21 protein-coding genes are annotated in these 19,211 nt (G+C 62.6%); 8 read left to right on the forward strand and 13 right to left on the reverse strand.

Annotated elements, in window-relative coordinates; all coding sequences use genetic code 11:
* Window positions 1–24 precede the first annotated feature (24 nt).
* On the forward strand, window positions 25–759 hold the full coding sequence (locus tag LMH93_RS17875; protein ID WP_003250299.1) for a phosphoadenylyl-sulfate reductase: 735 nt from the start codon (window positions 25–27) through the stop codon (window positions 757–759).
* Between the two features lie 169 nt (window positions 760–928).
* Here the strand turns inward: LMH93_RS17875 and cysB are convergent, their stop codons facing one another.
* From cysB to LMH93_RS17890, 3 genes are all read right to left on the reverse strand, one after another.
* Window positions 929–1,903, reverse strand: coding sequence for an HTH-type transcriptional regulator CysB (cysB, locus tag LMH93_RS17880; protein WP_003250297.1), 975 nt, complete (start codon window positions 1,901–1,903; stop codon window positions 929–931).
* A 128-nt stretch (window positions 1,904–2,031) separates the two neighbouring features.
* Window positions 2,032–2,529 carry a universal stress protein gene (locus tag LMH93_RS17885; RefSeq protein ID WP_003250295.1) on the reverse strand — a complete coding sequence of 166 codons (498 nt, stop codon included), beginning with the start codon at window positions 2,527–2,529 and terminating at the stop codon, window positions 2,032–2,034.
* A 124-nt stretch (window positions 2,530–2,653) separates the two neighbouring features.
* The gene (locus LMH93_RS17890) at window positions 2,654–3,601 is read right to left on the reverse strand and encodes a putative 2-dehydropantoate 2-reductase (protein ID WP_230064431.1); all 948 of its coding nucleotides are present in this window, start codon (window positions 3,599–3,601) and stop codon (window positions 2,654–2,656) included.
* A gap of 232 nt (window positions 3,602–3,833) precedes the next feature.
* On the opposite strand from LMH93_RS17890, the gene LMH93_RS17895 reads away from it, so the two are divergent.
* Window positions 3,834–4,910, forward strand: coding sequence for a 3-deoxy-7-phosphoheptulonate synthase (locus LMH93_RS17895; RefSeq protein ID WP_003250292.1), 1,077 nt, complete (start codon window positions 3,834–3,836; stop codon window positions 4,908–4,910).
* A gap of 70 nt (window positions 4,911–4,980) precedes the next feature.
* Here the strand turns inward: LMH93_RS17895 and LMH93_RS17900 are convergent, their stop codons facing one another.
* Window positions 4,981–5,262: a GNAT family N-acetyltransferase gene (locus tag LMH93_RS17900; RefSeq protein ID WP_003250290.1), complete on the reverse strand. Its 282-nt coding sequence runs from the start codon at window positions 5,260–5,262 to the stop codon at window positions 4,981–4,983.
* A gap of 507 nt (window positions 5,263–5,769) precedes the next feature.
* Between LMH93_RS17900 and LMH93_RS17905 the strand changes: the two genes are divergently transcribed.
* Window positions 5,770–6,021 carry an Lpp/OprI family alanine-zipper lipoprotein gene (locus LMH93_RS17905; protein ID WP_003250288.1) on the forward strand — a complete coding sequence of 84 codons (252 nt, stop codon included), beginning with the start codon at window positions 5,770–5,772 and terminating at the stop codon, window positions 6,019–6,021.
* A 132-nt stretch (window positions 6,022–6,153) separates the two neighbouring features.
* Here LMH93_RS17905 and LMH93_RS17910 read toward each other — a convergent pair whose 3' ends face one another.
* The 3 genes from LMH93_RS17910 to LMH93_RS17920 form a co-directional block, all read right to left on the reverse strand.
* Window positions 6,154–7,131: a L,D-transpeptidase family protein gene (locus LMH93_RS17910; RefSeq protein ID WP_003250286.1), complete on the reverse strand. Its 978-nt coding sequence runs from the start codon at window positions 7,129–7,131 to the stop codon at window positions 6,154–6,156.
* A 113-nt stretch (window positions 7,132–7,244) separates the two neighbouring features.
* Window positions 7,245–7,535: a hypothetical protein gene (locus LMH93_RS17915; protein WP_003250283.1), complete on the reverse strand. Its 291-nt coding sequence runs from the start codon at window positions 7,533–7,535 to the stop codon at window positions 7,245–7,247.
* A 58-nt stretch (window positions 7,536–7,593) separates the two neighbouring features.
* Window positions 7,594–8,199, reverse strand: coding sequence for an arylesterase (locus tag LMH93_RS17920; protein WP_003250280.1), 606 nt, complete (start codon window positions 8,197–8,199; stop codon window positions 7,594–7,596).
* Between the two features lie 10 nt (window positions 8,200–8,209).
* Here LMH93_RS17920 and LMH93_RS17925 point away from each other — a divergent pair, with 10 nt between their 5' ends.
* The gene (locus LMH93_RS17925; RefSeq protein ID WP_014861838.1) at window positions 8,210–8,896 is read left to right on the forward strand and encodes an ABC transporter ATP-binding protein; all 687 of its coding nucleotides are present in this window, start codon (window positions 8,210–8,212) and stop codon (window positions 8,894–8,896) included.
* Window positions 8,893–11,400, forward strand: a complete 2,508-nt coding sequence (locus LMH93_RS17930; protein WP_230064432.1) for an ABC transporter permease — start codon at window positions 8,893–8,895, stop codon at window positions 11,398–11,400. Before LMH93_RS17925 ends, LMH93_RS17930 begins: the two co-directional genes overlap by 4 nt.
* 97 nt (window positions 11,401–11,497) lie before the next feature.
* On the opposite strand, the gene greB is transcribed toward LMH93_RS17930, so the two are convergent.
* The 4 genes from greB to LMH93_RS17950 form a co-directional block, all read right to left on the reverse strand.
* Window positions 11,498–11,986 (reverse strand): transcription elongation factor GreB, encoded by a 489-nt coding sequence (greB, locus tag LMH93_RS17935; protein WP_010953283.1) that lies wholly within the window; start codon window positions 11,984–11,986, stop codon window positions 11,498–11,500.
* Between the two features lie 11 nt (window positions 11,987–11,997).
* A complete protein-coding gene (locus LMH93_RS17940) occupies window positions 11,998–12,306 on the reverse strand; it encodes a hypothetical protein (RefSeq protein ID WP_003250272.1) in 309 nt (102 codons plus the stop codon).
* 248 nt (window positions 12,307–12,554) lie between these two features.
* The gene (locus LMH93_RS17945) at window positions 12,555–12,992 is read right to left on the reverse strand and encodes a DoxX family protein (protein WP_003250269.1); all 438 of its coding nucleotides are present in this window, start codon (window positions 12,990–12,992) and stop codon (window positions 12,555–12,557) included.
* Between the two features lie 111 nt (window positions 12,993–13,103).
* Entirely contained in the window at window positions 13,104–14,510 is a 1,407-nt protein-coding gene (locus LMH93_RS17950) for a transglycosylase SLT domain-containing protein (RefSeq protein ID WP_054888657.1), read from the reverse strand.
* Window positions 14,511–14,667: 157 nt separating this feature from the next.
* Here LMH93_RS17950 and LMH93_RS17955 point away from each other — a divergent pair, with 157 nt between their 5' ends.
* From LMH93_RS17955 to LMH93_RS17965, 3 genes are all read left to right on the forward strand, one after another.
* The gene (locus LMH93_RS17955; RefSeq protein ID WP_054888656.1) at window positions 14,668–15,465 is read left to right on the forward strand and encodes a TatD family hydrolase; all 798 of its coding nucleotides are present in this window, start codon (window positions 14,668–14,670) and stop codon (window positions 15,463–15,465) included.
* Window positions 15,466–15,591: 126 nt separating this feature from the next.
* Window positions 15,592–17,070, forward strand: coding sequence for a methyl-accepting chemotaxis protein (locus tag LMH93_RS17960; RefSeq protein WP_003250263.1), 1,479 nt, complete (start codon window positions 15,592–15,594; stop codon window positions 17,068–17,070).
* Between the two features lie 75 nt (window positions 17,071–17,145).
* Complete coding sequence (locus tag LMH93_RS17965; RefSeq protein ID WP_010953277.1) at window positions 17,146–17,514, forward strand: Mpo1-like protein; 369 nt, start codon at window positions 17,146–17,148, stop codon at window positions 17,512–17,514.
* 41 nt (window positions 17,515–17,555) lie between these two features.
* Here the strand turns inward: LMH93_RS17965 and LMH93_RS17970 are convergent, their stop codons facing one another.
* Together LMH93_RS17970 and LMH93_RS17975 are read right to left on the reverse strand one after the other, a co-directional pair.
* Window positions 17,556–18,353, reverse strand: a complete 798-nt coding sequence (locus tag LMH93_RS17970) for an acyl-CoA thioesterase (RefSeq protein ID WP_070096115.1) — start codon at window positions 18,351–18,353, stop codon at window positions 17,556–17,558.
* A gap of 77 nt (window positions 18,354–18,430) precedes the next feature.
* Window positions 18,431–19,210, reverse strand: coding sequence for a CHAD domain-containing protein (locus LMH93_RS17975; protein ID WP_230064433.1), 780 nt, complete (start codon window positions 19,208–19,210; stop codon window positions 18,431–18,433).
* Between the last annotated feature and the right edge of the window lies 1 nt (window position 19,211).

A 19,211-nucleotide genomic window follows, 5' to 3' on the forward strand; every position in this document is an offset into this window, starting at 1 on the left:
CACAGCCAAGATGGAAACCGCCTGATGAGCCAACCCTTCGACGTCGCCGCCCTGGCCGCGACCTATGCCAACAAGTCCCCGCAGGACATCCTCAAGCTTGCCTTCGAGCACTTCGGTGATGACCTGTGGATCTCCTTCAGCGGCGCCGAGGATGTGGTGCTGGTCGACATGGCCTGGAAGCTGAACAAGCAGGTAAAGGTATTCAGCCTCGACACTGGGCGCCTGCACCCGGAGACCTACCGGTTCATCGACCAGGTACGCGAACAGTACAACCTGCCGATCGAAATCCTCAGCCCGGACCGCGCCAAGCTCGACCCGTTCGTCAAGGAAAAGGGCCTGTTCAGCTTCTACAAGGACGGCCATGGCGAGTGCTGCGGCATTCGCAAGATCGAGCCGCTGCGACGCAAGCTGGCCACCGTCAGCGCCTGGGCCACCGGCCAGCGCCGCGACCAAAGCCCGGGCACCCGCAGCCAGGTGGCAGCACTGGAAATCGACAGCGCCTTTTCCACGCCTGAGCGCACGCTGTACAAGTTCAACCCGCTGGCGCAGATGAGCAGTGAAGAAGTATGGGGTTATATCCGCATGCTCGAGCTGCCGTACAACAGCCTGCACGAGCGTGGCTTCATCAGCATTGGCTGCGAGCCATGCACCCGCCCGGTGCTGCCAAACCAGCATGAGCGTGAAGGGCGCTGGTGGTGGGAAGAGTCGACGCAGAAGGAATGCGGGTTGCATGCGGGCAACCTGATCAGCAAGGCTTGAGATAGCTAGGACGGCCTGTAGGAGCGGGTTTACCCGCGAAGAAGACACCGCGGTGGATGGCACGGGCTTCGCCCGTGTTCGCGGGCAAGCCCGCTCCCACAGGGATCGCGCCAGCTTTTAGACATTGAGCAAGGGCCGTTACTCCCACAGCGACCCCATCACTCCCGAATCAGTGAACCGGCAGCTCGACACCTTCGAACAAAGCTTCCAGCTCTTGCTTGTTATGGCACTGAATGGCCTTGGCCATCACTTCACGGGTCAGGTGCGGGGCAAACTTCTCAATGAAGTCGCACATGAAGCCGCGCAGGAAGGTACCCCGACGGAAGCCGATCTTGGTGATGCTGGCTTCGAACAGCTCACTGGCATCCAGCGCCACCAAGTCACTGTCGAGCTTGGCGTCCACAGCCATGCCGGCAACGATACCCACGCCCAGCCCCAGGCGCACATACGTCTTGATCACGTCGGCGTCAGCCGCGGTGAAGACCACCTTTGGCGTGAGGCCACGGTGATTGAAAGCCTCATCCAGCTTTGAGCGCCCGGTGAAACCGAACACGTAGGTGACGATCGGGTACTCGGCGACGGCTTCCAGGGTCAGTTTCGGCAGCTTGGCCAGCGGGTGCCCCTGCGGCACCACAACGCAACGGTTCCACTTGTAGCACGGCATCATGATCAGATCGCCGAACAGCTCCAGCGCCTCGGTGGCGATGGCGAAATCGACCGTACCGTCCGCAGCCATCTCGGCAATCTGCATGGGCGAACCCTGATGCATGTGCAGGGACACCTCCGGATACTGCTTGATAAAGCTGCTGATAACCGGCGGCAACGCGTAGCGCGCCTGGGTGTGGGTGGTGGCGATGGACAGCGTGCCCTTCTTCTCGTTGGAGAACTCTTGGGCAATCTGCTTGATGCTCTCGACCTTGCGCAGGATTTCGCCTGCGGTATTGATGATGCGCTCACCGGCCGGGGTCACGCGGGTCAGATGCTTGCCGCTGCGGGCAAAGACTTCAACACCCAATTCGTCTTCGAGCAGGCGGATCTGCTTGCTGATACCTGGCTGGGAGGTATACAGGCTCTGCGCCGTCGCGGAGACGTTGAGGTCATGGTGCGCCACTTCCCAGATGTAGCGCAGTTGTTGAAGCTTCATAGGTTTCCCTCGGTTCAGCGATGAGTCCGCGGCAGCAGGCAGCGACGATATATAACTATATTAGTGGTTCTGGAAATAAATCTAGAACTATTTTGTTACATGCCCACGGAAATGGACTGCACCTATCTTCACGTTTTCCTACGCCCCAGATGCTGCGCCAAGGGCACCATGTACACCGGCACCGGCGACAGCTGCAGCAGCCGCACCGCCGTGCGCCCAAGCGGTACATCCACCCCGGCACCGGCACTGTGGCTACCGAATATCAACAGGTCGACGCTTAGCCGCTGGGCCTGGTCGAGAATCACCTGCGCCGGGTCGCCCTGACGCACACGCACGGCCTTGATCACTGCCAGGTCAGCCTCTTCGCCCAACTCGTCGCGAAAGTTTTCCAGCACACGCTGCTCTATGTTCGCCATCACTGTGTTCACCCCCTGGCTGTGCAATTGATCGAGCGTCTGCTCATCGAGGTAGCTTTGCAGGAGGGATTCGGCGAACTGGCCCATCGGCTCGACCGCGTGGATCACATACAACTCGGCACCGAACGTGCGCGCCAGGGCCAGCGCGTGTTGCATCACGAAAGGGGCGTAGACACCGAGGTCGGTGGCGTACAGCATGGAGCGGATCATTCGACCTCCTCGACTGCCGCAGCGGCAGAGCAAGCTTCAGCTTAGCAGCGCGCCGGACGCTCGCTTTGCCGTCCGGCGCGCTGCCGCCGTGGGCTGGAGGGCCCCGCCGAAGCCTCGGCCACCCTCAGGCCGGCCGGTCGCGGTTGTCGATGAAACTCAGCGCTTGGTACAGCATTTCAATGCGCGGCATGCTGCAGCCTGCCGCCCGTGCGCGTGCCAGCGGCTCGGCGTAAATGGCCCCCAGCTCCAACGGGCGTTTGTGGACATGGTCGTGATACATGCTCGGCCAGTAGTCGGGCATGCGCTCGGTCACCTGGAACAAGTGCTCGGCATAGCCCTCGGGCAGTACATGGCCACAGGCTGCCGCCCCCTGCACCACCTCGGCCATCAAGGCCTGTATCAGCTCGCGGCTATTGCTGTCGGCCATCAGTGGCGCAGTGCTGGCCCCCAGCAGCACCGACAGCCCGTTGTAAGGCACGTTCCACACCAGCTTCTGCCAACGCGCCAAGGCCAGGTTCGGCATGGCCTGCGAGTCGATCCCCGCCGCCTGGAACAACCCGGCGCCTTCATTCACCAGCGCGACACCGCAATCGGTGGCCGGCCCGCTGTGATACCCCAGGTTGACCGCCCCCAGCGCCTGGTGGCGGATTACACCTGGCGCCTGGCGGTTGACGCAGATGAAGCACAGGCCGCCGAGCAGGTGCATGTCGCTGCGCAAGGCCGGACGCAACTGCTCCTCGACACCCAGGCCGTTCTGCAACAGCACCACCTTGGCGCCGGGCGCAGCAGCCTGGACGATCAACGGTGCCAACTGCTCGTTGCTGGTGGCCTTGGCCCCGATCAGAAGCCAGTCACAGGGCGGCATGTCGGCGGCACTGACGTAAGCCTGCACCCGCATGTGCAGTGCGCCATGCACGGCACTGTCCAGGCTCAGCCCGCGTTCACAAACGGCCTGGTACTCGCTGCGCAACAGAAAATGCACATCGAAACCGGCCCGGGCCAGCATTAACCCATAAAAGCCGCCGATGGCGCCACTGCCGATGATGCCGATGCGAGGGGGGTGCGAATGCATGCCAATCTCCAGGTAAAGGGTCAGCACTCTTTTTACACAGGTTACGTAGCGCTGGGCAGTCCATTCGCGCGCAACCCCCTCGCTCAGGTAAAAACCCCACAATGACTGGGTTCAGCCCATTGTCGTGCCATCTGTAACGCGCTAAGGTTCGGCTCCCCGCTGCGATTATTCTTGCTGCTGGGCCGCACGGGGATAGTTGGCGGCCGGCACCCGTGACCTGACGAGTAACACGATGGCTGATTTACCGATCGATGACTTGAACGTTGCCTCCAACGAGACCCTGATCACCCCTGATCAGCTCAAGAAGGAAATCCCCCTCAGCGCCAAGGCCCTGCAGACCGTGACTGCCGGCCGTGAAGTGGTGCGCAATATTCTCGACGGCAAGGACCATCGCCTGTTCGTCGTGGTCGGCCCTTGCTCCATCCACGACATCAAGGCAGCCCACGAATACGCCGAGCGCCTGAAAGTGCTGGCCGAAGAAGTGTCCGATACGCTGTACCTGGTCATGCGCGTGTACTTCGAAAAGCCGCGCACCACCGTCGGCTGGAAAGGCCTGATCAACGATCCGTACCTGGATGACTCGTTCAAGATCCAGGACGGCCTGCACATCGGCCGCAAGCTGCTGCTGGACCTGGCCGAAATGGGCTTGCCGACTGCCACCGAAGCGCTCGACCCGATTTCCCCGCAGTACCTGCAAGACCTGATCAGCTGGTCGGCCATTGGTGCCCGCACCACCGAATCGCAAACACACCGCGAGATGGCCTCGGGCCTGTCCTCGGCGGTGGGTTTCAAGAACGGCACCGACGGAGGCCTGACCGTTGCCATCAATGCCCTGCAGTCGGTGTCCAAGCCGCACCGCTTCCTGGGGATCAACCAGGAAGGCGGCGTGTCGATCGTCACCACCAAGGGCAACCCATACGGCCACGTGGTACTGCGCGGCGGCAATGGCAAGCCGAACTACGACTCGGTCAGTGTCGCCCTGTGCGAACAGGACTTGGCCAAGGCCAAGATCAAGGCCAACATCATGGTCGACTGCAGCCATGCCAACTCCAACAAGGACCCGGCCCTGCAACCGCTGGTGATGGAGAACGTCGCCAACCAGATTCTCGAAGGCAACCAGTCGATCATCGGCCTGATGGTCGAAAGCCACCTGAACTGGGGCTGTCAGTCCATTCCGAAAAACCTGGACGAGTTGCAGTATGGCGTGTCGATCACGGACGCCTGCATCGACTGGTCGGCGACCGAGAAAACCCTGCGCAGCATGCATGCCAAGCTCAAGGATGTGCTGCCGCAGCGTAAGCGCGGCTGAACATTGCGGGAATAAAAAACGCCGGGCACTGCCCGGCGTTTTTTTGTTGTGTCGGGTGCCTATGGTCAGCTCAGGCCTTGCTCGAATGCCGCTGCTGGCGCTCCATGTAACGCTCCACATACGAGCAAGACGGGATCACCGTGTAGCCCATCTGCTCGGCGTACTCCAGTGCCCGCTCGGTCAGGGCGGCAGCGATCCCACGGCCGCGCAGGGCGTTGGGCACGAAGGTGCGATAGATGTCCAGCGTCTGCTTGCCCAGATCCATGTACGTCAGGTAGGCACGATGACCGTCCACGTTGGTCTCGAACTGATGACCGGCCTGGTCATGGTGGATGGTCAGCGCTTCGCTCATCACTACTCCTCGCAGGTCTTCTCGGCAGACCCTTACCTTAACCGATGGTGGTTTATCCGGCACAGAATCCTCTACGCCACCCGTTGCCGCTTCGACCATTGGACGATTGTAATCGTTCGGATCGTCTGGCACTCACAAGATAGTAGGCACCGCGAGCGGGATTGCTCAAGGTGGTGGCGCTTAAAAAAGGTCAAAACGCCGCCCGGGTGACTTTCCCAAGCCCGCGCAACAGCCACCGGATGTTCTAGGGCTTAAGACGCTGATCGACAGTTAAAGTCACCCTTAGTTCAACAAAAAAGTTCCTGTACCACAACCGCTTGCGAACCCTGCACATTTTTTTCACAGACACGTCGCAAATCTTGTCGGCGCGGAGTCAAGCAACATTTTTTTTGCAGTTCTTGCGCTCTGTCAGTTTACTTACTACAAGTAATGGGTACTATGTACGCCGGCCAGTTTCTCTTTCCTGAGAGATGGCTATTTAATAGAAAGTCCTTGAAGGGGAACACGATGAACAACGTTCTGAAATTCTCTGCTCTGGCTCTGGCCGCAGTTCTGGCTACCGGTTGCAGCAGCGTATCCAAAGAAACCGAAGCTCGTCTGACTGCGACTGAAGACGCAGCAGCTCGCGCTCAAGCTCGTGCTGACGAAGCCTACCGTAAGGCTGACGACGCAATGGCAGCCGCTCAGAAGGCTCAGCAGACCGCTGACGAAGCCAACGAGCGCGCTCTGCGTATGCTGGACAAAGCCAGCCGCAAGTAATAATCCTCACGGATTGTTAAGAAGCCGACCCACTTGTGGGTCGGCTTTTTTATTGCCTTTGAATCCGACAAACGCGGCCAACAGGTACAAAAAGGCCTGCACTAAGGCAGGCCTGGGTGTGTCGAAATCACCTTACTGCAGTTCGGGCGGAATGCTCGACACCATCGGTGCGGCCCCTTGGTTTTCCACCGGCACGGCAATTTCTACCGGCATGCCATCTTCTGCAGCCACCACGTCACGTACCATGTCCCAGTTCATGCGTAGGTTATTGGCCAGGTCTTCACGCTTGAGCAAGGCATTGATAACTGCGGTGTGTTTGTCGACCACTGACGGGTTACCCTGGTCATCCAGCGGCGTGTGTGCCTCAAGATAGACCTTGCCGGCGCTGATACCGAACTTGTAAGGCTCGTTGATGATGCGCACTGGCGTCCCCACCGGCACCATCTTCGACAGTTCAAGCACGTTGTTGTTAAGCATGCGGAAGCAACCGTGACTGGTGCGCATGCCAATGCCGAACTTCTTGTTCGAACCATGGATCAGATAGCCCGGTACGCCCAAGGTGAACTTGAACGGCCCCAGCGGGTTGTCCGGGCCAGCCGGCACTACCGTCGGCAGGATGTCACCGTCCTCAGCGTGCTCTTTGCGAATCGAAGCGGGCGGCGTCCAGGTCGGGTTGGGCGTCTTGGCGGTGATCTTGGTGTTGGCGATCGGCGACCCCCACCCCTCGCGACCAATGCCCAGCGGGAAGGTGTACACCACGCTCTCCCCCTTGGGGAAGTAGTACATGCGGTACTCGGCCAGGTTGATGACGATGCCTTCGCGCGGCCCCGGCGGCAGAACGAAACGGGTCGGCAGGATGATCTCGGTGCCGGCGCCCGGCAGCCAAGGGTCCACGCCGGGGTTGGCGGCAATCATTTCCAGGTAGCCGAGGTCGTTTGCGGTGCCGATATCGGCGAACGTGTCCTCGTACTTTGCCTTGATCACATGCACTTGGCCGACGATGTCTTCACCGGGCGGTGGCAGTGGCAGCTCCAGCGCAGCAGCGGGGCCCGCTACCAACAGGGCGGCCAGGGACAGGCTACGGGTGACGGCAGGAAAGCGCGGCAACATCCGGTAAATCCTTCGAAAGATGGGTCAAGAGAATCGATTGTACACCCGCGCCGATGCAAGCGGGAGGCATTGGCACGCTGCAAGCGTTTCAGATGATGAAAGGCGCTTGTCGTTCAGCTGCCATGCAGCTCAGGCCACACCGGGCGCATGCCGCGTCGCTGGGCATCGAGGATGGCACGGCACAGCTCACACAGGCGGCCATCGCGGTAAATCGATCGCGGCACCCCCGACCAACGCGGCTGGGCTGGCAGCAGGCCGCCACACAAGGTACGGTCGACCGGCACGCCCAGCTCAAGCTGGCGGGCCACGAGGTGGACGCGGATTTCCTGGCAGGCGAACAGGTCGAGCTGCTCGTCGGGCTCGATCAGTTGATAGGCATACAGGGACCAGGCAGGGCGCGGCATTTGGAGCACTCGAAACGGGGGGCGCAACATTAGCCGAAAGGCGCCCCCGTTTAAAGCTTCACAGCAAGGGTTTTATCGCTGGCCAGGCATTTTCCAGCAGGCGCTGCTGAGCCCCCTGGGCCGGATGGATGCCATCAGCCTGCATCAGTTCAGGTACGCCCCCTACCCCTTCGAGGAAAAACGGCACCAAAGGAACCTGTTTGTCCGCTGCCAGCTGTTCATACACCTTGGCAAAGGCGGTGGTGTAACGCACACCATAATTGGGCGGCAGGCGCATGCCCAATAGCAGCACCTTGGCCCCTGCCTGACGCGAACGCTCGATCATCGAGGCAAGATTTTGTTGCAATTGTGCAGGCGGCTGCCCGCGCAGGCCATCGTTGCCGCCCAGCTCCAGCACCACCAGGCTTGGTTTATGTGCTGCAAGCAGCGCCGGGAGCCGCGCCTGGCCACCTGCGCTGGTATCGCCACTGATCGAAGCATTGACCACTTTGTCGTCAAAACCTTCGTCCCTGAGACGGGCCTGCAAGAGAGACACCCAGCCCTGACGGCTATCCAGGCCAAAACCGGCGCTGATACTATCGCCAACAACCAGCAGTGTTCCTGCCGCTGCGCTCTGGGCCAGGCAATACAGGGCCAGACCGGCACTCAACCACCACACTCGCATCGGATTCTCCATGAGCCCCAGCATTCTCGTTGCGCAGAACCTTAGCAAAGTGGTCCCCAGCGCGGAAGGTGACCTTACCATCCTCCACGCACTGTCTCTCGACCTGGCCCAAGGCGATAGCCTGGCCATCGTCGGCGCCTCGGGCTCTGGCAAGTCGACCCTGCTCGGCTTGCTCGCCGGCCTCGACCGCCCCAGCGCTGGCAATGTCGTGCTCGCCGGCCACGACCTGGGGCCACTGGATGAAGACCAACGCGCCCGTGTGCGCGCCGAACATGTGGGTTTCGTGTTCCAGTCGTTCCAGTTGCTCGACAGCCTCAATGCACTGGAAAACGTCATGCTGCCACTGGAGCTGGACGGCCGCCGCGATGCCCGCGAACAGGCTCGCACTTTGCTGGAGCGGGTCGGCCTGGGCAAACGCCTGAGCCACACACCTCGGCAGCTGTCGGGCGGCGAGCAGCAGCGCGTGGCAATCGCTCGCGCCTTCGCCGCGCAGCCTGCGGTGCTGTTCGCCGATGAGCCCACCGGCAACCTCGACAGCCACACCGGCGAACGCATCAGCGACTTGTTGTTCGACCTGAACAAGGAGCGCGGCACTACCTTGGTGCTGGTCACCCATGACGAACGCCTGGCCCGCCGCTGCCGGCGCCAGATCCGCCTGGACGCGGGCCGCCTTGTGGCGCCGATGGAGGCCCGGTGAGCCGTATGCCGCTGTCCCGCCTGTGTGGCCTGGCACTGCGCCAGTTGCTGCGCGATGTTCGCGCCAGTGAAGTGCGCGTGCTGTTCTTTGCCCTGTTGGTGGCGGTAGCTGCCAGCACCGCCATCGGCTATTTCGGCGCCCGCCTCAACGGCGCCATGCAGCTGCGCGCCAGCGAGTTTCTGGGCGCCGATCTGGTACTGCAGGGCAGCGCACCGGCCCGCGAGCAACAGCTCGATGCCGGCAAGGCACTGGGCTTGCGCCATGCACGCGTGGTCGAGTTCACCAGCGTGGTCGGCGGCGACAATGGCATCCAGCTGTCCAGCGTAAAGGCCGCCGACGGCGCCTACCCATTGCGCGGGCAAGTACGCAGCGCTCCGGCACCTTATGCCGAAGAAACACCCGGCGGCGGCCCTGCCCCTGGCGAAGTGTGGGTGGAACCGCGCCTGTTGGCAGCACTGGGGCTGGCAATCGGCGACAGCATCGACGTGGGCATGAAAACCCTGCGCATGAGCCGTGTGCTTACCTACGAACCGGACCGCGCCAACAACTTCTACAGCCTTACCCCGCGCGTGATGATGAACCTGGCCGACCTGGAGGCCACCGGCGTGATCCAGCCGGGCAGCCGGGTCACCTACCGTGACCTGTGGCGCGGCGATACCGAGGCGCTGGCGCAGTACCGTCAGGCCGTGGAAAAAGACCTGGCCGCCAACCAGCGCCTGCGTGACACCCGCGATGGCAACCAACAGATCGGCGGCGCGCTGGGCAAAGCCGAACGCTACCTGAACATGGCCAGCCTGGTGGCTGTATTGCTGGCAGGCGTAGCCGTGGCATTGTCGGCCAGTCGCTATGCTGCACGCCGACTGGACGCCAGTGCCCTGCTGCGCTGCCTGGGCCTGTCGCGCCACCAGGCATTGGGCCTGTATTGCCTGCAACTGGCCATGCTCGGCCTGGTCGCTGCCCTGGCCGGTGCCTTGCTCGGCTGGCTGGCTCAGCTGGGCCTGTTCCGCCTGCTGCACGGCTTGCTGCCGAGCGTGGTGCCCGCTGGCGGCATCGTTCCTGCGCTGGCAGGTATCGGTACCGGGCTGGTGGCACTGGCTGGCTTTGCCCTGCCGCCCATTGCGGCGCTGGGCCAGGTGCCGCCACTGCGCGTGCTGCGCCGTGACCTGCTGCCGATACCTGCGAGCAGTTGGCTGGTGTACGGCGCCGCCCTGCTCGCCCTGGGCCTGATCATGTGGCGCCTGAGCCTCGATCTGCTGCTCACCTTCGCCCTACTCGGTGGCGGCCTGGTCGCTGCGCTCCTGCTCGGTGGCCTGCTGTTGCTCGGTTTACGCAGCCTGCGCCAGCTGCTGGCCGGGGCGCCACTCACCTGGCGTCTGGGGCTGGGCCAACTATTACGCCACCCCATGGCTGCAGCAGGCCAGGCCCTGGCCTTCGGCCTGATATTGCTGGCCATGGCCTTGGTCGCCCTGCTGCGCGCAGAGCTGCTCGATACCTGGCAAGCACAGCTACCCAAGGATGCGCCTAACCACTTCGCCCTGAACATCCTGCCAGATGACCGTGAGCTGTTCATTCAACACCTGCACCAGGTCAATGCCGCTTCAGCGCCGCTGTACCCGGTAACGCCCGGGCGCCTGGTGCAAATCAATGAAAAACCGGTACAGCAGGTGGTCAGCAAGGACTCGGCAGGCGAGCGCGCCGTGCAGCGCGACCTCAGCCTGACCTGGGCCGCCGAGTTGCCCGAAGGCAACGTGCTGACCGCAGGCAGCTGGTGGCAAGCCTTGCCAGCCGACAACGATATCCCCGGGGTTTCGGTGGAGGCGGAACTGGCCAGCAGCCTGAAACTGCAGATGGGCGACCTGCTGACGTTCGATATTGGCGGTCAGCAGCGCCAGGCCCGCGTGAGCAGCCTGCGCAACGTGCATTGGGACAGCTTCCAGCCGAACTTCTACATGATCTTCCAGCCTGGCACGCTGCAGGGGCTGCCGACCACTTACCTGACCAGCTTCTACGTGGCACCGGGGCATGACCTGGATGTCGTCGCGCTGTCACGGGCGTTTCCGGCGGTGACCATCCTGCAGGTGGATGCCTTGCTCGACCAGCTGCGCAGCATTCTCGCCCAGGTAACCCTGGCGGTGGAGTATGTGCTGCTGTTCGTGCTGGCCGCCGGGCTGGCAGTGTTGTTCGCTGGCTTGCAGGCCACGCTGGACGAGCGCATTCGCCAAGGGGCACTGTTGCGCGCACTGGGCGCGGCGCGGCCCTTGCTGGTCAAGGCCCGGCGTATCGAGTTCGGCCTGCTGGGCGCGACCAGCGGGCTACTGGCGGCCGTGGGCTGCGAACTGATTACCTGGGTGCTGTACCGCTATGCGTTCGACTTGCAGTGGAGCCCGCACCCGTGGCTGCTGGTGTTGCCGCTGACAGGGGCACTGCTGGTGGGGGGTGCGGGGGTGCTGGGAACGCGGCGGGCGTTGAATGCCAGCCCGCTGGCGGTGTTGCGCGAGGCTTGAGGCCTGGCTGGCAGCGTTTCTGCAGGCGCAACCCTGAGGGCTGAGCGATCGCCTGCCGGGACAGCACATGCCTCACGCTGGCGCAAGACGGGCCCGGTCAGTCCGTCGAGACGCCCTGGCCGTAACGGATGCTGCTCACATACCAGGTCGCTTCACCGGTAGGTGTATGCACCACCACCTCATCACCCTCCTCCTTCTTCAGCAAGGCACGGGCCATGGGTGAATCGATCGAGATGTAATCGTTGCGCCCGTAGATCTCGTCGTAGCCGACAATGCGAAACTTCATGGTCTCGCCCTCGTCGTTCTCGATCTCAACCCAGGCACCGAAAAACACTTTGCCTTCCTGCTCGGGCGAGTACGCCACCACTTTCACATCTTCAAGCCGCTTGCGCAGGTATCGCACCCTGCGGTCGATTTCGCGCAGCAGCTTCTTGTTGTACTGGTAGTCCGCGTTCTCGCTGCGGTCACCCAACGAAGCGGCCCAGGCAACCTTTTGGGTGATTTCCGGACGATACACCCGCCACAGGTGATCCAGCTCTTTCTTCAGCGCCTCATGGCCTTCTGTGGTGATGATATTGGTGCTCAATAGCGCATTCCTCAGCGGCGGGTAATCAGGCCTTGACGCGCGATGCGGGTGAGATGGCCTATGACTTCGGCGGCCTCGTCCGGTGCCGGCGCCTGGATCACAGCCAGGTCGAAACGGTCATTGCCATACTGCGCGAGGTGGCAGCCACTGTCGGCGAACTGGATCAGAAAGGCACGCGCCTGCCCCTTGCGCCGTGACAGGCCTTCAAGATGACGCAAAAGGGTGGGTTGATGCCGGCCGCCGAGCAGGATGCGCGGTGTGCGGGACGCCTGGCTAGCAGGCAAAGGGCTTAAACAGACACTGGTACGTGGGCAACTCATGGAGCTTCTCTCCGCCTCGCGAATCCCGCTGGGCAGCGGTGGGAGGCGTCACCGAACCAGCGCTTTAGCGGTATTTCGGACGGCCCGGAGGTGGGGCTTTCCTGCGCCCCGCAAGTAGCTGTTTAAATCGGCGCAGGCGGTATGCTAGAGCGATGAGCCCCAAGTTGCAAGCGACAAGCCGCAAGCAAGAACACGCCGAGAATTGGCCCGCGCTTGCCTGCGGCTCGTAGCTCACAGCTTGCAGCTGATTACCGGGCGATCAGGCGGTCGAGCGAGAAGCGGCCAGCGCCTTCGATCATGACTGCAACAGTGCCGGCCAACAGCGCCAGGGCGAACTCATAGCCGTTGTTGGACATGAACAGGCCGTTGCCGATGTGCACCGAAACGATCGCCACTACCAAGGTCACCGTCAGCGCCAGGGCCGCCGGGCGAGCCAGCAGGCCGACCACCAAGGCCAGGCCGCCGAAGAATTCGGCACTGCCGGACAGCAGGGCCATCAGATAACCCGGCGCCAGGCCGATGCTTTCCATCCATTGGCCGGTGCCTTCCAGGCCGTAGCCACCGAACAGGCCGAAGAGTTTTTGCGCACCATGAGCCATGAAGATGATGCCGACCAGGATGCGGATAACGCTCAAGCCAGCGCCAGCACGTGTAGAGAACAGCGCGTTGAGGGTAGTGTTTTTCATGTCGAAGCGTCCTTGAAGTGAAGCAGTTGTGTGGGTATGGGCGCCATCATAATCAATTCTATTGATATGAAAATCGCAAAAAACCCAACATAACAATCGATAAAATCGATTTTAACGCTTCGCCACGCGCTCCAGTGCCGCGCGTTCGCGGTTGAAGGCCAGGTAGTACTTGTTGATGCTATTGACGAAATTGACCGGTCCCATCCCCACTTGCTCCATGGCGATGCGTTCAGTCTGGAAGAACCACTGGTTACCGTTTAGACCTCGCCGTCGAGCCTCTGCGCGCATGGCCTGAACCCGCTCGGGGCCGAGGTTGTAGGCTGCCAGCACAAAGGCCATGCGCTCACGCTCGTTGATCTTGGCACTGGCAAAAAACTTGCGCCGGATAAGCGCCAGGTAACGGGCACTGGCCAGGACATTGCCATCTACCGTTGCAGTGTTGCTCACCCCCACCCGCTGGGCTGCCGAAGGGGTAATCTGCATCAGGCCATGGGCACCGCCAGTACCGCGTGCAGCCGGGTTGAGCGTCGACTCCTTGAAGGCCAATGCAGCCAGGTTGAGCCAGTCGATCTGTTGCGCCTGGCCATGCTTCTGCAACACCGCCCGCACCGATGCCAGACGCTGGCGGTCCTTGCTGGCCAACGGGTTGTGTACCCGGTACTGGCGGCGGTAGATGCGCTCGAACGCCGCATCCTGGTTATCTGGCGCGCGGTAACCTTGCAGAAAGTGATCGACTGCGGCCAACAATTGCGGCGCATCACGCCCTACATACCAGCGCATGGCTTGCGGCGCACCCAGGCGCACCCGGCTGTCCAGGCGCAGGCGCGGCATAACCCGGGCCCAACGCCGGGCAATGGGCTGCTCGACCATGGTCAGGTGGTAGATGCCTGCCTGTACCATCTCCAGCACATCCTCCACCGCCAGCGTCGAATCGACCCACTCCACTTTGATCGGCGGCCGCTTGCGCAGTGCCAGTTGCTGGTTGACCTGCTGGATCAGCGGTCCGGCGGCACTGGCGCTGGTCAACGCCACGGTACGCCCTGACAGCTGTTCGACCTTGCTGAAACTTCGCTCGCCTTTGCGCCCGACCAGCATCAGCGGCACTTGGTCGAGTATCGGCGCACTGCTGCGGACACCGCTCACCGTAGTGGGGTCAAGCAGCTCGCCTGGCGCGGCCAGGTCACCCTCGCCGCGGGCCAGGGCGCCCAGCAACTGTTCCTTGGCCCGCGGGATGAGCTTTAGCTGGATCTGCTGGTCGTCGGCAGTACGAGCATTGAGGAAATGCTCCAGGGCACGCAGCCGATAATACTCGATGCCGACTGGCTCGCCCTTGACCTCACCGGAACTGTTGCGGCTCTGGTTGACCAGCACTCGCAGTACTTTGCTGGTGCGAATCTGCGGCAGGTCACGCACCTTGGCAGGCGGTATGTGCTGCTGTGGGCCCGGCGAGCGCGCCTGGACGGGGCAGGTCAAGATCAACCCCAGCGTCAGCAGAAAAATGAGCCAGCATCGCTGCATGCGAAAACGTGTCCGTGGTCGGTGAGCGGCATCCATGGGTTGCACCGCCAAGTGATAAACGACGGTAAATGACCACGGCAACAGCATGAAGTTCTTGGTTTTTTCAGAAAAACGCGCTTTTTGCTATGCTGGCCGCCCCGCGGCACGAGATAGCACCATGCAACTGATCGATATCGGCGTCAACCTGACCAACAGCAGTTTCCACGACCAACAGGCCGCAATCGTCGAGCGCGCGCTGGAGGCCGGCGTTACGCAAATGCTGCTGACAGGCACCAGCCTGGCGGTCAGCGAACAAGCCCTGGAACTGTGCCATCAACTGGATGCAAGCGGCGCCCACCTGTTCGCCACGGCCGGCGTGCACCCTCACGATGCCAAGGCCTGGGATGCCGACAGCGAGCGCCAGCTGCGACGGTTGCTGAGTGAACCGCGCGTACGCGCGGTGGGCGAATGCGGCCTGGATTTCAACCGCGACTTTTCCCCTCGCCCGCTGCAGGAAAAAGCCTTGGAAGCCCAGCTGAGACTGGCTGCGGAGCTGCGTCTGCCGGTGTTCCTGCACGAGCGCGATGCCAGCGAGCGCTTGCTGGCGATTCTCAAGGACTACCGCGACCACCTGACCGGCGCAGTGGTGCACTGCTTCACCGGTGAGCGTGAGGCGCTGTTCGCCTACCTGGACCTGGACCTGCACATCGGCATTACCGGCTGGATCTGCGACGAACGCCGCGGCACTCACCTGCACCCGCTGGTGGGCAACATTCCTCAAGGCCGGCTGATGCTGGAAAGCGACGCGCCCTACCTGCTGCCGCGCAGCTTGCGGCCCAAGCCCAAGAGCGGGCGCAACGAGCCGGCGTTCTTGCCGGAGGTACTGCGCGAGGTGGCCTCGCATCGCGGTGAATCAGCCGAGCACACGGCGGCGCATACCACGGCAACGGCGCGGGCTTTCTTCCAGCTCCCCTGAGTCTCGCGTGTTTCTGCGGGGCGGGTGAACACAGTTGATATGCATCAACACATGTCTAGGAGGATGAGGGCACAATGATGGCACCTTGCCAATATTGTTTCCGCTCAACTCAGAGAAGACCTGCCCATGGGTGCCTGGCTTAGCAATGTTTCCCTGAAGTACAAGTTCTGGGCCGTCAACGCAGTGGCCTTTGTCACCACCTTGCTGCTGGTGCTGTACGCCGTGCACCTGGAGCAACGCGCACGTGCCGAGGCGGCTCAGAGCCAGGCGGTCGCACAAGCCCAGTTGCTGGCCGCCTGGCCAGCCGGGCAAGCACTGCCACGCCCGGCCAACGTCATCAGTTGGTCAACCGGGCAAACGCCAACCTACGCCGGGGAGGCGCTCGATGCCCTGCGCAACGCCCAAGGCTGGGTCGCATTGCCGAGCGCCTGGGTCCTCGGCGAAAACCCACTGCGTGGCGCACAGGTGCTGCGCAGTGGCGACCAGCAGTTAGCTGTGCTGGCCCAGTCACCCAGTTTGCGCCAGGTCTTCTTCGATCGTTTCAGCAATTACGCGGTGTGTGTGCTGATCCTGATGCTGGCCATGCTCGGCGCCTCCCAACTGCTGATCCGCTTCCTGCTCAGCCAACTCAACACCCTCAAGGACGTGATGCTGCACGTGGAAAAGACCGGCGACCTGTCGGCCCGCGTACCGCTAGCCAGTGGCGACGAGGTCGGCCAGATGGCTGGGGCCTTCAACGCCATGCAGTCCACCTATCACCGCGTGGTCAGCACCGTCGCCCACAGCGCAGCACAGTTGGACTCGGGCGCTGCACGCCTAGCCGCCAGCATGAGCGACGTACGCCATGGCATGCTCGGCCAGCAGAGTGAAACCGACCAGGCCGCCACTGCCATCAACGAAATGTCGGCGACCGTGCACCACATTGCCCAGCACGCCGGTGCCACCCGCGATTTGTCACAAACCGCCGACACCTTGGCCGGCAGCGGTCAAGCGGTGGTCAGCCGAGTGCAGGATTCGATTTCCGGGCTTTCCAGCGGCGTGCAACAAACTGCCGAGATGATTCGACAACTAGCCGAGGACAGCCAGAAGATCAACGGTGTAGTCAGTGTGATCCACAGTATTGCCGAACAGACCAACTTGCTGGCGCTTAACGCTGCCATCGAAGCCGCGCGCGCCGGTGACCTGGGCCGTGGCTTTGCCGTGGTGGCCGATGAAGTGCGCAACCTGGCCAAACGCGTACAAACCTCCACGGATGAGATCACCACCATGGTTTCGGCCCTGCAGTCGGGCACCCGCGATGCGGTGGAGTTCATGCAGGAGAGCTCGTACAAGGCCGACGACTGTGTGCGTCAGGCGCAGGAAGCCGGTGAGGCGCTGGCTGAAATCACCGGTGCCGTGGCGCAGATGCGCGAAAGCAATACCCAGATCGCTGTAGCGGCCGAGCAGCAAAGCCAGGTAGCCGAGGAAATGAACCGCGCGGTGGTCAGCATCCGCGATGTCACCGAGCGGACCGTGCAGCAGACGGTCGGTTCAGCGACCACCAGCAGCGAACTGGCGACCCTGGCCGGCGAACTGAACAAGGCCATTGGCCAGCTCAAGCTATAGTCACCATAGCCAGCTTCGATTGGCCCCCGCGTGGGGGCCGCACTAAGCTTTGGGCATGACCGAGAGGAAATCCCCATGAGCAAACGCCTGCCCAATCTTCCCGCCTGGCAATGGCGCGGCTATCACCATAATCACCGCCACCCGGCCAACCTGGTGTTGCACCTGATCGCTGTGCCGTTGTTCATTCTGGGGACACTGCTGGTGCTGTCCGGTCTGTTCGGTTTCGACCTCGGCCAGATCGCGGTGGGTGTGATTGCCTTGATCGCAGCGTTGGGCCTGCAGCGCCAAGGCCACCGCCTTGAAGCCCAGCAGCCCGAACCGTTCGCCAACCGCCAGGATGCCGTGCAGCGCTTACTGACCGAGCAGTTCATCACCTTTCCGCGCTTTGTGGTGAGCGGGGCCTGGTGGAGGGCCTGGCGGGAGCGGCACAAGCACCGGCACTGAGCCAGCTGCCGGAGCGCTGCTTGTGAGCAGTCTTGCAAGGGTCAGGCGAAAACGGTGACGGTCTGCCGGCTCAACGCCAACAACTCGCCCTGCGCCGTCCACAATGCCGCAGCAGCATGCCCATAGCCATCCCGCGCATGCTCGGTCTCCACACAGTACCGGCACCAATCCAGGGTCGACAGCTTCGCCGTTGGCTGGATGAACTCGATGGTCCAGGTCAACGTACTGCCCGCAGCGGGCTGCTTGAGAAACGGCATGAGGCTGGGCGGCCAGGCATCGACCAACGCCAACAGGTGCGCCTCGTTCACCTGTTCTTCCACCACATCCCGCAAGCGCACCCAGCCGCCCATCTTGCGCGACTGATTGCCACTGAACGGCAGCCCCCCTACTGCCCAGCGCAGGGCCACATGCCGCATGAACTCAGGGGTAACGCCTTTGATATAGGGCAACTCCGGGGCCGCCTCATCGAGCGCAGGCATTTCGATGGCCGGTAACGCCGGCACTTCGACCACCGAAGGGCGGCCCGCACCGAAATTGCCCTGCACCAAAGTCACCACCTGGCCATCCTGAACCGCGCGGCCCAACAGCGTGCTAACCGCCTTGCCTTCGCGCAAAACCTCCACCTCGAAGCGGATGGGCACATCCGCAGCCGCCGGCGCCACGAAGCTGATGGCCAATGAGCGTACCGGGCGGCTGTCGCAGAGCCTAAGGCGCATGGTTTCATACACCATGGCCGCCATCAGGCCACCAAAGGCAGCGCGCCCCTGGGCCCAGCTGGGCGGAATGCTGACGGAATCCGGGTTGGCCCGTACGGCGTCGAGGAGTTGGTTGAAATTCATTGGCCGGCTCCTGCCTGCAAAGAAAAAGGTCCGCTAATCCTAGCCAGCAAACGCCGGGCAATCAGCCCGCATATCGGTCATTTTCCGTGATAACGCCGCGCCAGCGCCTCTTGCAGGGCATCCAGCGTCACATCTGACTGGCGCTCCGCCTCATGCAACTCCTGCTCCCAACCAGCCTTGCAGGGGAGCAGGTCGGCATGATCGCGGGCTTGCAGCAGCCATTGCAGGCGGTCGTGCCAATCCCCCAGGTTGCCCTGTGCCTTTTTCAACAGACGTTGCAGTTTCTTCCCTGCGTGATCGAGTTGTGGGTAGGCCTCATCGCCATAGCGCGCACGCTTGATCAGCAAACGCAGGCGGTGGCGATCGTGAGCCGGGTCCTGCAACGCTTTGTGCAACTTGCGCCACTGCTTGACCAGGCGCTTGTCGATACGCTTGCCCAGCGACTTGACCAGCCCCTCCCGGTCCGCCGCCCGCAGGAACAATGGAAAGGCGTCGAGAATCGCCAATACCCTGGCCAGCTGTGGGCTGGTAGCAACACTGGCGAAGGTCCTGTCACGCCCCTCCAGACGCCGCTGCCCGGCTGCCGCATGACCGCGCCCGATCAGCTCAGCCGCCAGCACCTCGCGATCACGCAGCGGCGTGGTAAGGGTACCCAGCGAACGTGCCGCATCCTCCAGTTGCTCCACACCCGGCAGCCCACGCAGCGGCCTCAGCAGACTGCGCAGGCGCCGCGAGGTGATACGCAAGTCGTGCAAGGCCTCGCTGTCGGTATTGGCAGCCAGGCGTTCACGACAGGCCAGCAAGCGCACCTGCAAGGTCAGTATCTGGGCAACGACATGGTCGAGCATGGCAGACATA

The organism is Pseudomonas sp. CIP-10 (genome assembly GCF_020911845.1).
Taxonomy (GTDB): Bacteria; Pseudomonadota; Gammaproteobacteria; order Pseudomonadales; family Pseudomonadaceae; genus Aquipseudomonas; species Aquipseudomonas alloputida.

Bases quoted from the DNA above. Each gene is read 5' to 3' on its own strand.
- LMH93_RS17875 (WP_003250299.1), top strand. From the start codon at position 25: ATGAGCCAACCCTTCGACGTCGCCGCCCTGGCCGCGACCTATGCCAAC.
- cysB (WP_003250297.1), bottom strand. From the start codon at position 1,903: ATGAAGCTTCAACAACTGCGCTACATCTGGGAAGTGGCGCACCATGAC.
- LMH93_RS17885 (WP_003250295.1), bottom strand. From the start codon at position 2,529: ATGATCCGCTCCATGCTGTACGCCACCGACCTCGGTGTCTACGCCCCT.
- LMH93_RS17890 (WP_230064431.1), bottom strand. From the start codon at position 3,601: ATGCATTCGCACCCCCCTCGCATCGGCATCATCGGCAGTGGCGCCATC.
- LMH93_RS17895 (WP_003250292.1), top strand. From the start codon at position 3,834: ATGGCTGATTTACCGATCGATGACTTGAACGTTGCCTCCAACGAGACC.
- LMH93_RS17900 (WP_003250290.1), bottom strand. From the start codon at position 5,262: ATGAGCGAAGCGCTGACCATCCACCATGACCAGGCCGGTCATCAGTTC.
- LMH93_RS17905 (WP_003250288.1), top strand. From the start codon at position 5,770: ATGAACAACGTTCTGAAATTCTCTGCTCTGGCTCTGGCCGCAGTTCTG.
- LMH93_RS17910 (WP_003250286.1), bottom strand. From the start codon at position 7,131: ATGTTGCCGCGCTTTCCTGCCGTCACCCGTAGCCTGTCCCTGGCCGCC.
- LMH93_RS17915 (WP_003250283.1), bottom strand. From the start codon at position 7,535: ATGCCGCGCCCTGCCTGGTCCCTGTATGCCTATCAACTGATCGAGCCC.
- LMH93_RS17920 (WP_003250280.1), bottom strand. From the start codon at position 8,199: ATGCGAGTGTGGTGGTTGAGTGCCGGTCTGGCCCTGTATTGCCTGGCC.
- LMH93_RS17925 (WP_014861838.1), top strand. From the start codon at position 8,210: ATGAGCCCCAGCATTCTCGTTGCGCAGAACCTTAGCAAAGTGGTCCCC.
- LMH93_RS17940 (WP_003250272.1), bottom strand. From the start codon at position 12,306: ATGAGTTGCCCACGTACCAGTGTCTGTTTAAGCCCTTTGCCTGCTAGC.
- LMH93_RS17945 (WP_003250269.1), bottom strand. From the start codon at position 12,992: ATGAAAAACACTACCCTCAACGCGCTGTTCTCTACACGTGCTGGCGCT.
- LMH93_RS17950 (WP_054888657.1), bottom strand. From the start codon at position 14,510: ATGCAGCGATGCTGGCTCATTTTTCTGCTGACGCTGGGGTTGATCTTG.
- LMH93_RS17955 (WP_054888656.1), top strand. From the start codon at position 14,668: ATGCAACTGATCGATATCGGCGTCAACCTGACCAACAGCAGTTTCCAC.
- LMH93_RS17960 (WP_003250263.1), top strand. From the start codon at position 15,592: ATGGGTGCCTGGCTTAGCAATGTTTCCCTGAAGTACAAGTTCTGGGCC.
- LMH93_RS17965 (WP_010953277.1), top strand. From the start codon at position 17,146: ATGAGCAAACGCCTGCCCAATCTTCCCGCCTGGCAATGGCGCGGCTAT.
- LMH93_RS17970 (WP_070096115.1), bottom strand. From the start codon at position 18,353: ATGAATTTCAACCAACTCCTCGACGCCGTACGGGCCAACCCGGATTCC.
- LMH93_RS17975 (WP_230064433.1), bottom strand. From the start codon at position 19,210: ATGTCTGCCATGCTCGACCATGTCGTTGCCCAGATACTGACCTTGCAG.